Annotated in this window: 11 protein-coding genes, 1 tRNA gene and 4 pseudogenes; 3 read left to right on the top strand and 13 right to left on the bottom strand. The window is 33.5% G+C overall.

The genetic code is table 11. The features are described 5' to 3' along the window. Nucleotides 1-353 precede the first annotated feature (353 nt). Genes ACFIK0_RS07210 through ACFIK0_RS07200 form a run of 3 tightly spaced genes read right to left on the bottom strand, consistent with a single transcriptional unit; the run spans nt 354 to nt 775 of the window. A complete protein-coding gene (locus ACFIK0_RS07210) occupies nt 354-404 on the bottom strand; it encodes a hypothetical protein (RefSeq protein ID WP_375663723.1) in 51 nt (16 codons plus the stop codon). A gap of 28 nt (nt 405-432) precedes the next feature. After that, on the bottom strand, nt 433-612 hold the full coding sequence (locus ACFIK0_RS07205; RefSeq protein ID WP_375663718.1) for a hypothetical protein: 180 nt from the start codon (nt 610-612) through the stop codon (nt 433-435). A gap of 25 nt (nt 613-637) precedes the next feature. Next, entirely contained in the window at nt 638-775 is a 138-nt protein-coding gene (locus tag ACFIK0_RS07200; protein WP_375637499.1) for a hypothetical protein, read from the bottom strand. 363 nt (nt 776-1,138) lie between these two features. Between ACFIK0_RS07200 and ACFIK0_RS07195 the strand changes: the two are divergent. Further along, a pseudogene (locus tag ACFIK0_RS07195) lies at nt 1,139-1,314 on the top strand (single-stranded DNA-binding protein); the annotation flags it as partial. Between the two features lie 21 nt (nt 1,315-1,335). Here the strand turns inward: ACFIK0_RS07195 and ACFIK0_RS07190 are convergent. The 6 genes from ACFIK0_RS07190 to ACFIK0_RS07165 all read right to left on the bottom strand — a co-directional run bounded on the left by ACFIK0_RS07190 (nt 1,336) and on the right by ACFIK0_RS07165 (nt 6,720). Beyond that, the gene (locus ACFIK0_RS07190) at nt 1,336-1,902 is read right to left on the bottom strand and encodes a biotin transporter BioY (protein ID WP_375637500.1); all 567 of its coding nucleotides are present in this window, start codon (nt 1,900-1,902) and stop codon (nt 1,336-1,338) included. A gap of 257 nt (nt 1,903-2,159) precedes the next feature. Further along, nucleotides 2,160-2,717 carry a biotin transporter BioY gene (locus tag ACFIK0_RS07185; protein WP_273790434.1) on the bottom strand — a complete coding sequence of 186 codons (558 nt, stop codon included), beginning with the start codon at nt 2,715-2,717 and terminating at the stop codon, nt 2,160-2,162. Then, nucleotides 2,714-3,370, bottom strand: coding sequence for an energy-coupling factor transporter transmembrane protein EcfT (locus tag ACFIK0_RS07180; protein WP_273790433.1), 657 nt, complete (start codon nt 3,368-3,370; stop codon nt 2,714-2,716). Before ACFIK0_RS07180 ends, ACFIK0_RS07185 begins: the two co-directional genes overlap by 4 nt. After that, complete coding sequence (locus tag ACFIK0_RS07175; RefSeq protein WP_273790432.1) at nt 3,367-4,047, bottom strand: energy-coupling factor ABC transporter ATP-binding protein; 681 nt, start codon at nt 4,045-4,047, stop codon at nt 3,367-3,369. Before ACFIK0_RS07175 ends, ACFIK0_RS07180 begins: the two co-directional genes overlap by 4 nt. A gap of 40 nt (nt 4,048-4,087) precedes the next feature. After that, nucleotides 4,088-5,515 (bottom strand): amino acid permease, encoded by a 1,428-nt coding sequence (locus ACFIK0_RS07170; protein ID WP_375631049.1) that lies wholly within the window; start codon nt 5,513-5,515, stop codon nt 4,088-4,090. 1,070 nt (nt 5,516-6,585) lie between these two features. Then, nucleotides 6,586-6,720, bottom strand: a complete 135-nt coding sequence (locus ACFIK0_RS07165) for a SlyX family protein (protein ID WP_273790429.1) — start codon at nt 6,718-6,720, stop codon at nt 6,586-6,588. Between the two features lie 454 nt (nt 6,721-7,174). On the opposite strand from ACFIK0_RS07165, the gene ACFIK0_RS07160 reads away from it, so the two are divergent. Further along, nucleotides 7,175-7,250, top strand: a tRNA-Thr gene (locus ACFIK0_RS07160). Nucleotides 7,251-7,349: 99 nt separating this feature from the next. Here the strand turns inward: ACFIK0_RS07160 and ACFIK0_RS07155 are convergent. Continuing rightward, nucleotides 7,350-7,552 (bottom strand): annotated as a pseudogene (locus tag ACFIK0_RS07155) (helix-turn-helix transcriptional regulator). Nucleotides 7,553-7,827: 275 nt separating this feature from the next. Between ACFIK0_RS07155 and ACFIK0_RS07150 the strand changes: the two are divergent. Beyond that, nucleotides 7,828-8,015 (top strand): annotated as a pseudogene (locus ACFIK0_RS07150) (hypothetical protein). Between the two features lie 652 nt (nt 8,016-8,667). Here ACFIK0_RS07150 and ACFIK0_RS07145 read toward each other — a convergent pair. The 3 genes and pseudogenes from ACFIK0_RS07145 to ACFIK0_RS07135 form a co-directional block, all read right to left on the bottom strand. Continuing rightward, nucleotides 8,668-9,109, bottom strand: a pseudogene (locus ACFIK0_RS07145) (integrase); the annotation flags it as partial. 2,652 nt (nt 9,110-11,761) lie between these two features. Continuing rightward, nucleotides 11,762-12,910, bottom strand: coding sequence for an FMN-dependent L-lactate dehydrogenase LldD (gene lldD, locus ACFIK0_RS07140; protein WP_375663717.1), 1,149 nt, complete (start codon nt 12,908-12,910; stop codon nt 11,762-11,764). 1,151 nt (nt 12,911-14,061) lie between these two features. Then, nucleotides 14,062-15,150 carry a 2'-deoxycytidine 5'-triphosphate deaminase gene (locus ACFIK0_RS07135; protein ID WP_375663716.1) on the bottom strand — a complete coding sequence of 363 codons (1,089 nt, stop codon included), beginning with the start codon at nt 15,148-15,150 and terminating at the stop codon, nt 14,062-14,064. Nucleotides 15,151-15,222 lie beyond the last annotated feature (72 nt).

The following is a 15,222-nucleotide window of genomic DNA, read 5'->3' as shown; positions in this document are numbered from 1 at the left end:
AAATCGTATCTTCTTTCCTATAAAAATTTATCAGCATCATTGATATTAACTAATTCTGAGGCTGGATCTATTTTATATTTATAAGAAAAAAAGTTAATGGTATTCATAAAGTTAACATAATTACAATGTCTATAGTCTTATCAGATGGCAGGTGCTTCCCAAGTTATCTTAGTGGCCACGAGAAGGTGGTGTATCCAAAATATATTGTATTGTTTAGAATTAGTTAGTTAAAGATCGAAGCTATACAATTTTAATTGCAAAAGCAATACGAATTTTAGAGAACTCTGCAGTGAAAGCTGCTTAGATTTTTAGAATATGGGCTCCCCCTTCCCGGCTTTTAAGTGGAGGAGAAATCAGTGCATTGAACGAAGCATAGTATCACGTAAAATGGTGTTAATACGCATTTGATATCCTTTCCCTTGACTTTTAAAGTCACGCTAGAACGTCTGAATCCACACGCACTGTTGTAACAGTTTTGGGTGGTTTATAGAATGGATTGCGAACGGCATTTTTCCAGAACGCATCATTGAGTGACGGAATATCTCTATAATCAATTGCATTGTCCGGCATTACAGCCAGTTTATCAACTTCAACTCTCTGTTTATCTGTCAAAGGTGATAAGTTACCTACCTCAATTTTATAACGAACTTTCTTCTTTATAAAGTTTCCTCTCTTTCAAATTGGCTCGCCGTGCTGAAATAATACGGATTACCTCTATGCCATTTTTATCGTCATGGACAATATGCGCTACGAATAGTAATAAAAAAACATCCATGAGCCATAAAGCTTGCTAACCATACTCTCCATTTTCAATACGGTCTTGTTTAGCCATGGAGAATGGATCAGAAAAAACATATGCAGCTATTTCAAAACTTTACACGGTGCTTTCTAAGATTACTTTTTGTTTTAGCTTCATTCCATTCAAATCTCATTTTTATACCTTATATTAATACATTTATAAGGGCACTATATACATCAAGAGTTTTTAGATGAACACTAAATTATCCATGTTTTTATACAATTAATATAATTTAACACTTTTAAAATTAGTGATTAATTAACTAAAAATATTAAAAAAATAATAAATTATTCTAAGGCTTTATGCATATAATATGCAAATCGAATAAAACTTACAAGCCTGTTGAATAAAATGATATTAATTGGCTATTTAGGGGCTGCTCCTGAAAGAAAAAAGAATTTTGGTGTCGAAATATTCAATTTTCGTATGGCTACCTCTGAGAGCTATGCAGATAAAAATACCAATAAAAAGTAGACAAAACGAAATGGTATTCCGTGGTGCTTTTTAATCTACATACATTTGGAAAAACTTGTTCTTCAGTACAAAACTGCCCCTTTTTCCGAATGAATGAGAGGAACGGTTTTTTTTATGGTCAACGCTACAAAGGATGCAATCAGCACTTTCAAGAAACCACTAACAAAAAAACCTAATGAACTTATTAAAACTGTCAGCAAAGGAACCTGTGTCATATACGCTACCCATGGTATTCCAAAAGAATAGACTATCCCAATGCCACCCACAGTATTTATCATAAATAATATTATAAAATTTAACCGCTGCCAAAACAATTCTACCATAAAGCCAATAAAAAATGCAGCAAATGGAAAACTAATCAGATAACCACTCGTAACTCCTGAAAAAACACTAATTCCACCACGACCACTAGGCAATAGAGGTAACCCAATTGCAATAAGAACAAGGAAAAGAAGTGATGCTAACGCTCCCCTTTTTGCTCCAAGTATAGAGCCTGCTAACATCGGAGCCATAGACTGAGCTGTAATAGGGACACCCAGCAAAAAAGGAAGATAAATAGGAGGAAAAAGACTCAAAATAGCGTAAATAGCGGCAAATAAAGCAATATAAACCAAATCTTTTGTATTCACTGAATTATTCCTTCACTAGGGAAAAGCTTTCGTTATTGTTGTACAATTAATAAAAAGTATCAGATTTATAAAAGTACACTTTAAATGCCTTAGATATAGAGAAAAATATTATAATAATTTATTTTAATAATATTACTTATATAAATCATATTAGATTCTACAATGTTTAATTATATCATAAATTACTATAGTTAAATTCAATAATAGTGATATACGAATATTATATAACAACAGCATAACAAAATAATACATTTATTTTAGTTATTATGCTTTGAATGCATGAGAGGAACAGATCTTTTAATCGCGAGTGCAATAAAGGATGCAATCAACGCTTTTAAACAATCGCCTATCAAAAAAACTGATGAAGCCATTAAAACATTCAGTAAAGAAACTTTGGTCATATACGCTGTCCATGGAACCCCAAAAGAATAAACTATCCCAATGCCACCAAAAGTATTTATCATAAATAATGTTATAAAATTTAACCGCTGCCAAAACAACTCTACCATTAAACCAATAAAAAATGCGGCAAATGGAAAACCTATTAAATAACCACTTGCAATCCCTGAAAAGACACTGATTCCACCACGACCACCAGACAACAGAGGTAATCCAATCGCAACAAGAACAAGAAAAAGGAGTGACGCTAAAGCACCCCTTTTTGCCCCAAGTATAGACCCTGCTAGCATCGGTCCCATCGATTGAGCTGTAACAGGTACCCCTAGAAGAAAAGGAAGATAAATAGAAGGGAAAAGGCCCAAAATAGCATAAATAGCGGCAAATAAAGCAATATAAACTAAATCTTTTGTATTCATTTAATTCTTCTTTTACTATAAAAACTCTGATTATTACGAGATGCTGTATCAATAGTATCAGCATCATAAGAACGCGCTTCCAATGCTTCAGCCACTTCTGACGCCATTCTTATGGTCCGTATAATTAAAGGTATCGCAAGAGCAACAATGTTAGTATTAAGTCCCCGTGCTTGCTGTGCTTCATGTACCTCATTAAACTTTTCACTCAAAAGAGGAATAAACCTGATCGCCATAGAGATAACCATACTCACTTTTGATGGATTTATACCAAAACAACGAAAGGGCTGGAGGCCTGCTTCAATTGCATCCACCATATCTGACACTTTTGTTGTGAATGAAATAACTGATGATAAAGAAAAGAGGATAACAAGACGTAATATGACCTCAACCCCCGTAAGCCAACCACTAAAAATAGTTTGAAATACAAATAGAAGAACTAAAAGCAATCCCATCGATTTAAATTGCTTTATCACAGTTTTGAAAGGGATCTTGGCGACTCTATAGAATAAGATGACAAACAACAAAAATAAACCAAGAAGCGCTATGGAAGAAACCATTATTATAAAAGTTCCACACGCCGTAAGAAATAATAACTTAACTCCAGGCCTTAACCTATGAATAAATGTATCCCTCGGAATATATAAACCGATCATGACATTCTTCTTATATACTCCTTTATAGCAACAAAAGGTACATCATCAATTGCTATCTCCCCCTTATCAAAAACCAGCACTCTATCAAACTTTTTCAAAAACTCTAAATCATGCGATACAACTATTGCAGTTTGTGGTAATTCTTCTATCACTTGCGTAACGCGATGCTTATTTCGCAAATCAAGTAATGTCGTCGGCTCATCAAAAATAATGTAGTCTGGTTTCATTGCAACTACACCGGAAATAGCAACGAGTTGTTTTTGCCCACCACTTAATAAATGGACAGCGTGATTTCTGAAATCTTGAAGTTCATAGCGCTGTAAAATTTCATCTACACGCTCCTTAATTTCATCTTTATTAAGCTTTAAATTTTTGAGACCAAAGGATAAGTCCTCTTCAACTAATGGTAAAACAATCTGATTATCTGGATTTTGAAAAACAAATCCAACTTTACGCTTTACTGCTTTTGCATCGCGTTTGGTATCAAGCCCATCAACGCTTACAAAACCATGAGATGGTAATTGGAGCCCATTAATAAGACGAACAAATGTACTTTTTCCAGAACCATTCGCACCTATAATAGCAATTCGTCTTTCGGTAAGCTGTACAGTGATATTTCTTAAAACACACAAATCACCAAAAACTTGTGTTACCTCATCAAATTTTATAATCCCCAAAGTTTATTCCAATCAATCCCTTTTATTAGCTCTTCTTTCTCTATCGTTTCAGTTTATAACCTAAAAGTAATAACAAGCACCATAGAGGAATAATAATGACTGCCAAACTCATATCAGGCATCTGTACAGGAATATATGTTTCAAGAAAAGGCACGCTTATTCCTATCATATCAAAAAGTCGAGTCATCAATCCATTTTGCCCAAAACCACTGACAAACATAATGCAAAACAATAAAGCAAGAAAGCTGAGGCAAAGATAGTTAGCGTAAGGATATAAACCAAATGCATAAATAAAATCGCCCTTTCTGTTCTTATATGCATTGCGAAATTTCAAATGAACAATAACAATAATAGCCCAAGTAATCACTGCTGCTGCAGTTGCAAGAGCCATGATCCGCATGAAACTATTATCAGGAACAAGAGCATTAACAACGACAATCAACGCCGTACATAATGATGAAAAAAGGATAGCAATATAAGGAACACGAGCAGCACTCAGTTTACTAAAAATATGTGGTGCATTTTTTTGTACAGCTAAACTATAAAGCATACGGCCATTAGAATAAATGCCACTATTGTAAACAGAAATAGCAGCCATAATCACCACAAAATTCAAAATATGACCAGCAGCAGGAATTCCTATAGTCTCGAAAATTGTGACAAAAGGACTACCATTTTTTCCAATCATATTCCAAGGGCTGATTATCATAATAACGCTGATAGAACCAATATAAAAAATTATAATCCTCCACATAACTTGACGAATAGCCGCTGGAATTGTTTTTTGTGGATTAGATGCTTCTCCAGCAGCAATACCAATAAGCTCCGTTCCTCCAAAAGAAAACATTACTACAGAAGTTGCTAAAACAACCCCTACTGCTCCATAAGGGAAAAAACCGCCATGGTCCCAAAGATAATGAATATTCGCTTGATTTTCCCCTAGTCCAGTGACAATGAGAAAAATTCCCAAAATAATCATACCAATAACAGCAGCCACTTTGATCAAAGCGCAAACAAATTCAAATTCTCCATAAAAACGAACATTAAACAAATTAACAAATGTAACAAATAAAAGAACAATGAAAGATGTCTTCCAATGATCAATCAAAATCCAATGATCAAGGTAAAACCCTATCACTGTAAGTTCAGCCATGCTCACAAGAATATAAAGAAACCAATAATTCCAACCTGTTATGAAACCAGCTAATCTCCCCCAATATTTATAAGCAAAAAAACTAAATGCTCCTGAAGACGGTTCTTCTACTGACATTTCACCAAGCATTCGCATAATGAAATACATAATAAGCCCGCCGACAAGATAAGATAAAATAACTGAGGGACCAGCTAATTGAATTGCCTCGGTTGACCCATAAAAAAGTCCCGTCCCAATAACGCCACCCAAAGCAATCATTTGAACATGGCGATTTTGAAGGCTACGCTTCAATTCCTCGTGCTTTTTTTCAGACATCATGCCTCACTACTTTTGTTGAACTTAACCTCAACTTTTATTGAAAAATTAGGCACCTCTTTCAAAAAACACAAAACAAACGTAAACTTATTTTCTCATCATAATGCAACTCCTCATTTTTTTGTGCATTATACGTATGTCCCGTTGAAGTTTTAAGAAAAAATATGCTCCACCCTTTATTTAAATTAATGTCCTTCATTTTCGTTACACTAACCATTATAGCATTGGTCATTGATAACGCACACTCTGTAATCACATCACATTGGACAACAACCCCCTTTAATAAAATTTTAATAAACCTTCTGCAAACAGATATCTATCACCTTAATCAATCTCTATGCAAGGTAATGCCTGATTTTCTGTCCTCAATTTGCATTACTCTCACTTATTTACCCGCATGGTCTATCTTTGGCGCTTTAGCAATAGTATTTTGTATCTTAAATTACGAAAAACAAAAGCCTTTTCACAAAATATCATATACATATAACGAAGAGTACATTTGATCTTGAAAAAAACTTCTAGAGCTCTCTGTCCTATAACATAATCTATGTCGCTTAAAACCCCTCACTCTATAAAACAACTGAAAATCACTTGATCATCAGAACAAATTAAAACGCTTTATTATAAATATAGACGCTCACTTATGATTTCTATAGATAACGATAACATCACTTCATCTGTATCAATTTAAAAAAAATTAGCGAATAAATCTACCTCCCACCTATAAGAAAACTCTGTACAGAAAAAACTTAAAATATTGCAGTTCATATATTTTTCTATGGCTGCTTCTTTATACTCTACAAAAACTTTTCTTAATTTTCGTACTAGAAACCCCATGTAAAAAAACGTCTTCTAATATCAGCTCTCCTTATAAGATTAGAACTTATTAGAATTAATGAAGAAGCTTATAAAAATTATTCTACAAGTCTAACAAAATGCGTGAAATAAAAACTCATCTGTAAATAATTGCAATTATGATAAAAAATATTTAGCACCTTCTCCCTATTGAGAAAATGGTAAGATAACAGCTTCAGTAACACTCTGTTCTTTTAAATCTGAAAATCGTCTCGCTAAAATATCAACTTTTTAGATATCTCATCCAAACTTTTCCATTGATTAATTACCTCTCGAGAAAGTTCTTCAATGAATTTTTCTTGGTAAGCTAGCTTCATTTCTAGTTCTATCAGCCGATCTTCATCCGACATGATTTTTACTCCCTCTTAAATTAAAAAACGTGATTAATTTTATTAATCCTCCTCCCTTTTTCTTCCCATAAAAATGAGAAGTAACTTTTAAACTAATTCTACTCATCTTATTTGCACATTATAAAGGGTTTATGATGATCTTTATTTTCCCAATCACTTATGCAACAAATTTCTTTCTCAAGAACCAGAAAATGTTTTTATCTTTACTAAGATATCGTGACACCATTTTTCATCCTAAAGATCTACATTCCCAGCTTCTTAATTTAAGTGTTATCTAAATTGGAAAGCATTTTATAGCATTAAGGTCAAAGAATACTTTCCTCTGACTTTTACATACTTCTCCTTCAAATTATTATCATATTTATAAATTATTGAAAAAATGCATTCTTGCTTTTATACGTACTTTTAGCTATTACCCTCAAATTAGTTTTGTTTTATTGACTTACAAACCTATGCCGCATTAGCTCAGTTGGTAGAGCACATCATTCGTAATGATGGGGTCGCTGGTTCGAATCCGGCATGCGGCACCATTTTACTTCTTAAACATATTGAAATATATAGATTTTTTCTTTAAATAGCCATTTTTAGACCACCTTTTAGACCACCTTCTACAGTTTATATAATTTTACCTAATTTGTTCTTATTTTCTCCTTATTTTTCGTTGCAGTGAATGCTAAAATCTCTTTTTTCCTTCACCTTACTGCTCTCCCTAGCTTGCATGGCTTTGGAAATACACCTGAGGCATCTAATGGCGAATCGTTGTTGTGGATACACTAAAAAGCTGTGCACATTCACGGATTGTTACATATCTATCGCCATCATCAAATATCATTTCATTGCCTTTCTCTTTTTTATGTTATGTAAATGGGCTGGGGGGCTAGGAGGAGAGAACTTCCTATATCTTCAAGCGGCTTTTTGTCAAAATCTTTTTTGTCTCTTGTGCTATTGCCTCTAAAAAGATTTCAATAGCTTGATTGATTTGCTTAAGACGCTGCTGGAAACGTAGCCAATACAACACCAGACAAAGGTGATACCATTGGACCCGAACACCCCACAAAATGCTTCATATGAAAAAGACAAAAGCGTTATTCATATGGAAAAAAATATCTGACGGTGAGGTCAGCGATCATAGCAGCTTTTCTTATAGCTTTAGTCAAAGCCTTTTTTCTTGGGAAAAAAGTTGAGAAGCAAAAGCAAACAAAGGAAGCTTTCAAGATAGCGACAACACGGCTTGAGATAGAAAATGAAATTAATAGAAAAGTGATGCTGATGTGCGCACTAAGCTTTCTAGCTAGTTGCGCGACGAATGAATGAACTTCTTGTATTGGATGGCTGCCAATTTATTTGAATCAACAAGATATCAATGTCATTAGTCCAAATTTGGCGAGAGATATTTTAAAACATAATGAACAAGGTGAACGTTTATGTGGTTGGAGACATAAACGGAAAATAAAGTGATAAAATATAATTCCTCTGAAACATCTATCAATGAAAAGATTTAAAAGAGGTGGATACATTCAGATTAGAAAGTAAAAGCACTTAAAGGATTAAAACACTCTGGTGGTCGATTGGATTTAATTAGAGTGACTGGGACGTCTGAGTTGAAACTAAAGGATTCAACAAGTTATATTTGTGTAAAATGATTGTGTCTATTGATGTATTCTAAGAGCATCTTTGTTATCTTATCAAAAGAAGATGAGAAAAGATTTTATGGATAGCACTACTATCGTCGTTCAAAGAACTGATCATACACAAAGGTTCTGTTTTCAACAAAAATAATATCTAGGAGCCGGCATGCTTGAAGAAAAGCAATCTACGGAACTATATAATGAATAATGGTATATGCTCTATGTGATTTGTAAATGACGTTGCTTCAGCTTCCTAATTATAATAATGATGTTGACGATAAGGCAAATACTTTCGCACTATATCTGCTTTTTCATGCTAAAGTGGCGGGAACACATTGTGAATGATCTGGGCTGTTAATTTTTCTATAGGTAAATTTCCTATGTGGGAAATAACATGCAACTCCAGTAGAGAAAACCAACAACCATTTTTGCTTTTATTTTTTAACTTAGCTTTTTTACTTTCAAAATTCGCCTGGCAATTTCTTGGAAAATATTGCTTTGCTATTTTAAGACAATTTCTTCCTGAAATAAAATCCTTCTTTTAAAATATCACTGTAATATCTTGCAAACTCATGTACTGCTCTTAGAGAAAGTTTGTAATAGGACCGTGCCTTTCATGGCGTTTATTTTGATGTGTATAACGGAAAAATTAAGAGCGCGTATTATCTTTTCGACACTCAACCACAATCTTACTTTATCACAATATTTATCTTGAGAAGGTACTTTTACAAAGATACTGATAATCTATAAATCGCCCTCACCTAATTCACCTTCTCGCTCATCCTTCCATGCATTGCTCGTCCACCTTTTAAACTACCTTCAATTTTTGATATAGAATTTTTTCTTTAATTTTTTTATTGAATCATAAAAATGATATGTCTCAATCTTACCTCTATGCATCTTTATACGCTTTGATTCTTATTTCTAAAGCCCAGACAGCCCGCATATCGCACTGTTTTTTATATTTAATATATATTTTTAGATTTATTCGTAACTTGTTAGAAAAGTTGCTATATTTTGATAGAAAATCTTCTATCAATTCACTTTTTTCAAAAGGTTCTGAAAGGATTCTTAAAAAGTCTGTAAAGTTAAAGGCTATTTAATACGTATTGTTTCTTTTTTAGAAATCAAAATTGGTGATGCCCCATTCCTTACCAGCAATTGTGTTATTTGCAGAGCAATCTGTATAAGATGGTGTAATCTCTTTTATGAAGTTAACTAAAGTTTTTTGAATTTCTAGCATATTGCTTAAAGACAAAACACTCCCCTTTATTTATGCAAACAGCTTATACATCGGCTGATAATCCTCTCGCTTATAAAAATCCTTTCTTTATAACCTTCAGAACCACAATTAAAGTGGTAAAAGATAGAACAAGATTTTTAGACGATCATAACGCACAATAAAAATAGACCAGTTTAAATGTTCAATGCTAACACCTGCTAAACAGAGGAAAATAAGTTTTAGCACGCCTTCAAATTGGAAGGGCTTAAGCCCGCGCGCGCTACGATGGGTTTCACCTCTCATCGGACGATTTACTTTCTCTCAAAAATTTAATCGCTGTAAATATAAAAATCTTGAAGCCCGTTCTAAATCCGTGAGAGTTTCTGGATCTCGCTGTATTAAACGTTGAAACTCCTCACAGCTGCTTATCTGAAATGCTAACATTTTTCATAAAAGGACGATAGTGGTGTTGAAACATCCCCAAAAAGTTTACGCCATAACCTGAGAGATTATTGCTGATTTCAGGGGATAGAATCAATTTCAGCTCAAAGAAAATCCCACCCATACCAACAAAAAGGTTTAGTCTACATGCCATGAGGAATGTCCTCAATAATTTTGATAATTTTTTGGTAAAATTTCTTTTGCCACCAATATCAGCTGCAACAGGTGTGGAATTAACAGGATTATAATTTTTTATCCTAAAATGTATCCATCATTTTTTACATTCTTTCATCTATCTTAGCCTTCTTTTCACAGCTTCAAGTGATAAAAAGTAACTGCAATTTAAATTATCTTGCATCGAACAAATTGCTCGCAAACTATCCCTATTGGCTAGATGACAACCCATCATCTATTTAAAGAGAGAAAAACTTTTCTTTTTTATTCAGCGATAAAGTAAATACTATTCAATTACTTATGAGTAGTAATTAGATCAAATGGAAACTGCTAATCTGAGTAATCTTGTACCCGTTTATATAGGTTTAGGAAAGCGTGCTGTTATGAATATTCATAAAAATGCTTTAAAAATTGATATCAGCAAAACTTCTGTTAAAAAAAGGAAAAGATGTTCTCTTACTTGCTACTGAAAAAACTGTTCAGATTTGTCTTATATTACTGAAGAGCTTCAAAAAACATGAAGTTATCCCAATAATTACAAGTGTGCCAACAATTCAACTTTGAGATAATATATCTGTGCTAGAGTTATGCCAATCTCACCAATCTGTTGTTGTCTGTGAAGAGCATAGTATCCATGGAGAAGCTTGGAGATGTAATTGTTAAATCGATTATGGAACAAAACATTCTATGCCAATTTGTATCATTATGAATACACAACGACCCCATCTGTAATAAAAATAAACTGGATATTTTTAACAAATTATGAAATAAATCTAGAATACATAAATAGTGTTAGAAATGACATACTATACAAAAAAATATTCAACTGCTTCCTAATATGTTCGCCAGTTCAAAAACATCATAAATCATTGAGTATGCAAGAAAAGCACATTAATTCACGCAGTCTTGCTCTCAGTAAACCAGCTTTTTTTAAAGATAGTACAGGTATTTTTTTCATTGCTTAAAAACGTACTCCATAAAAACAATATCATATCCTTATAATATATTATTCAATAAAATTAATATAAATAATATATATATTATAGAAAAATTATTTATATTGATCCAATTTTATTATAATTAAATGTTATAATAAATACATATTGACATTTTTAATAATTTTATTTATATATCATAATTAATATTATTCTATATTAAAATAAAACTAAATGAGGTTTATATTTTATGCTAATGTGGAAAAAGAGTGATTAATATATTATGTTTTTATATATAGGAGGGAAAAATGCTCACAGCATTATTTATATCTATTTTTTCTATATCAACAGTTGTTTTGCCTTTAATATCAGCGCTTGTTCCTTTTTATCCATAGAATGAGCTGTTAATAACGTAAATAAAAGATGTATGCAATGTTATTAGTATTTTTCTTGTGTTTATTATTATTAAGATTTTTGCGTTAATATTATTGTAGTCACTTAGTATTTTCTGTGATTTTATAGAGGAGCTTCTTGATCTTTTCTATTTAAATTTAACTATCAACATATTTGTAAAGTATATAATTATGCTCCTCTATAAAAAGACTTTCTTTTTCTAAAATAAGTATAACATATTGATTTCGTTACTTAAAAACATCTATATTCACTAAACTTTTGCGTGTAATATCTTTGATTGTCTGAGTACCGGTCAGTGTCATAGCTACCCGCATTTCATTAGCAAAAAGATCAAGGAGATGCATAACACCTTTCTTACCTGCTGCTGCAAGCGCATAAACAAAAGCACGACCAATCATAACAGCATCCGCACCTTGTGCTATCATGCGTACAACATCAAGACCAGAACGAACACCTGAGTCCACTAAAATAGTCAAATGATCCTTTACAGCATCCGCAATTGCAGGCAACGCTCGTGTTGTTGATAATACACCATCAAGCTGACGTCCGCCGTGATTAGAAACAACAATACCATCCGCACCAAATTTTACTGCTTCTCGCGCATCTTCTGGATCAAGAATACCTTTCAAAATCATTTTTCCTTTCCAAAAATCGCGAATCCATTGTAGATCATGCCAACCAATTGATGGATCAAAATTTGCACCAAGCCAACCAACGTAATCATCCAATGCAATTTTCTTTTTGAGATAAGTAGAGACATTTCCAAGATCATGAGGGCGCCCCATAACACCAACGTTCCAAGCCCAATATGGATGAGTCAAAGCTTGTAAAAAACGACGTAAACCAGCATAAGGACCAGACATTCCCGAATGCGCATCACGATAACGTGCACCAGGAATTGGCATATCAACTGTAAAAACCAACGTGCGTACACCAGCCAACCAAGCCCGTTCTAGTGCATCACGCATGAAACCGCGATCTTTGAGAACATAAAGTTGAAACCAAAATACATCTCCAACCGCCTCTTGTACTTCCGCAATGGGACAAACTGAAACAGAGGATAGAGTAAAAGGAATCCCTTTTGCCGCTGCGGCACGCGCTGCTTTTACTTCTCCACGACGTGCATACATGCCCGTTAGCCCAACAGGTGCAAGTACAATCGGTAAATCAAGTGTCTGATCAAAAAGCTTGATTGAAAGATCAACTTCACCAACTTGCCTTAGAATCCTTTGACGCAGTGCAAGTGCTTGAAGTTCTGTACAATTACGTCGCATCGTTTCTTCAGCATAAGCCCCACCATCAATATAGTGAAAAAGAAAGGGAGGAAGACGACGCTTTGCTGCTTTACGATAATCAAGTGTTGAAGAAATAATCATTGATGGCACCATTGTTCCTAAATAAAAAAAGAAGACATCCTAAAACGCATAAAAGCGAATCCGTATACCTACCTATTCGACATCCTCCCAAAACGCTCTATTGAATAGATAGAAGCAACAGAGATTGCAACTTTCTAAAAAAACTAATTGATAAAAACAACGTCTTTATTTCTCTTATCCAAATTTAAAATCTCACAGTATGTAGTATCATTAATAACGTATCTACTCATATATCGTTCATGTGCAATTGAAATGTTATACTCTCGTTAAACCAATACCTCTTCGAAAGCGATTGCTCCGTAGCTTAATTAGTTATAATTTAAAGTCGTTTCTCCCTCCAAAGGTCCTTACATTATCAGTTATTAAAGAATATAGAGTGTCATTAAGTATAAACCATAATCTCCCCCAAAAGATGAAAAAATCCTTTATTAATACTGTAAATAAAGCTGTCGCATACATCCATAAATCTTCTTATATCAATATTCAAAACTGAGACCTGTTACTTGTTCATGAAAGTTTATAAAAATATACAGTGTCTAATTCACATAAAGCATAAAAAAACTTTTAATGTTCATACTAATAGAAGCTCTTCATATTTAATTGAATAATTTTCTAGCAATATTATATCTTGAGGCTATAAATGAGTTACTAAAATTAGAACAATGTTTAAAAAAATTGTTACTAAACTGTAGTGAAAAACTTATTTATTGGCTCTTAAGGATAATTTTTATACGAAATAAAATATACTGGTCATTTAAGCTCTAGAAAAATGGCGCCAAGTGTAGCATCCAATCTCGCATATTTACTTTGAAAAGTGAATACGCTACTGTTATATTGAATTTTATTAACCTATTGATTTATTATAATAATAAATATGAATAACATATTGAATATAGTAAAATTCTTTCATTTTAGATTTTGTCATGATGAAATAACCAAAACTATTCTTTTGCACATCATAAATGGAGTTTGTATAGATAAAACCTCTTAAAAAAAGAAGTAAAAATGCCTCTCATACCCTCTCAAATACAAAACCATAACTTTGAAAACTGAAAATAAAATGCATAGTGCCGGTTTTATGAAGGATAAAATTTTCTTTTATCTAAAATACGCTTTCTGCATACATGTTATCAAAATTCGTGGTTCCCAACTCATTTAAAATGCTTGGACAACTTTAAACCCTGTGCTTGATAATGTGATCCAACATCATGTCCATAAAGGGTTGATGGTCGATTAAGCATATGCTCATAGACCAAACGGCCAATAATTTGACCATGCTCTAAGATAAAAGGAACTTCATGGCTCCGCACTTCTAAAACCGCTCTTGCTCCTTTTCCACCCGCCTCCTTATGCCCAAATCCTGGATCAAAAAAGCCTGCATAATGCACCCTAAACTCACCAACTAAAGGATCAAAAGGAGTCATTTCTGCGGCATAAAGCGGAGGCACATGAACAGACTCTCGTGAAACTAAAATGTAAAATTCATCAGGATCAAGAACCAACTCTCTCTGACCACGATCAAAAAGAGGTTCCCAAAAATCTAAAACGTGGGCAACAGCACGTTTATCAATATCAATAACACTTGTATGATGTTTACCACGATAACCTATAAGCCCGTTTTCGTCTCCCTTTAAATTAATGGAAAGACCAATACCACCAACACTAATATTAGGAAAATCATCCGATATCAGTGTTTCTTGCCTTTGCAAAGTGTGCAACTCTATTTCATTTAAATAACTTTGCCCTTTTCTAAACCGAAGCTGTGATAAATGTGAGCCTGTATGCACCAAAATTGGAAATGTGCGTGGACTAATTTCCAAATAAAGTGGACCATGATAACCAGCACAAACTTTATCGAACTCCTGAGCATTATCCGTAATAACACGTGTAAAAATATCTAATCGGCCTGTAGAACTTTTGGGATTAGCAACAGCAGATAAGAATTCTGGTAAAGCTAAACTTTCCAAAAGAGGAACAATATAAACACAACCCGTTTCCAAAACGGCTCCGTCTCGTAAATCAAACTCATGCAACTTTAACCGTTCAAGCTTATCCAAAACTTTTGTATCAGAACCCGGCATAAAAGAAGCACGTATACGATAAGCTTTCTCCCCTAAACGAAGATCAAGACTTGCTGGTTGTATTTGAGATCTATCAAATGGAGACTGAGCCTTGAGAAAGTTATTCTCAATCAAAGCTTGTATATCACTATCTGCTAAAATACCGCTTATACGCGCCATATATATTGCCTTCCCTTTCTACATTGTTTCTTTTTTGACCTAGATGATAAATTGGTGCAAGCTATTTTAAAG

This window comes from Bartonella sp. CL63NXGY, from assembly GCF_042194905.1.
Lineage (GTDB): Bacteria > Pseudomonadota > Alphaproteobacteria > Rhizobiales > Rhizobiaceae > Bartonella.
Note: the sequence above shows the minus strand (reverse complement) of the source record. Positions and strands in the feature narration are given on the sequence as shown.

Coding starts and splice junctions, on each gene's coding strand:
- ACFIK0_RS07200 (WP_375637499.1), bottom strand. CDS start 775: ATGGATGTTTTTTTATTACTATTCGTAGCGCATATTGTCCATGACGAT.
- ACFIK0_RS07185 (WP_273790434.1), bottom strand. CDS start 2,717: ATGAATACAAAAGATTTAGTTTATATTGCTTTATTTGCCGCTATTTAT.
- ACFIK0_RS07180 (WP_273790433.1), bottom strand. CDS start 3,370: ATGATCGGTTTATATATTCCGAGGGATACATTTATTCATAGGTTAAGG.
- ACFIK0_RS07170 (WP_375631049.1), bottom strand. CDS start 5,515: ATGTCTGAAAAAAAGCACGAGGAATTGAAGCGTAGCCTTCAAAATCGC.
- ACFIK0_RS07165 (WP_273790429.1), bottom strand. CDS start 6,720: ATGTCGGATGAAGATCGGCTGATAGAACTAGAAATGAAGCTAGCTTAC.
- lldD (WP_375663717.1), bottom strand. CDS start 12,910: ATGATTATTTCTTCAACACTTGATTATCGTAAAGCAGCAAAGCGTCGT.
- ACFIK0_RS07135 (WP_375663716.1), bottom strand. CDS start 15,150: ATGGCGCGTATAAGCGGTATTTTAGCAGATAGTGATATACAAGCTTTG.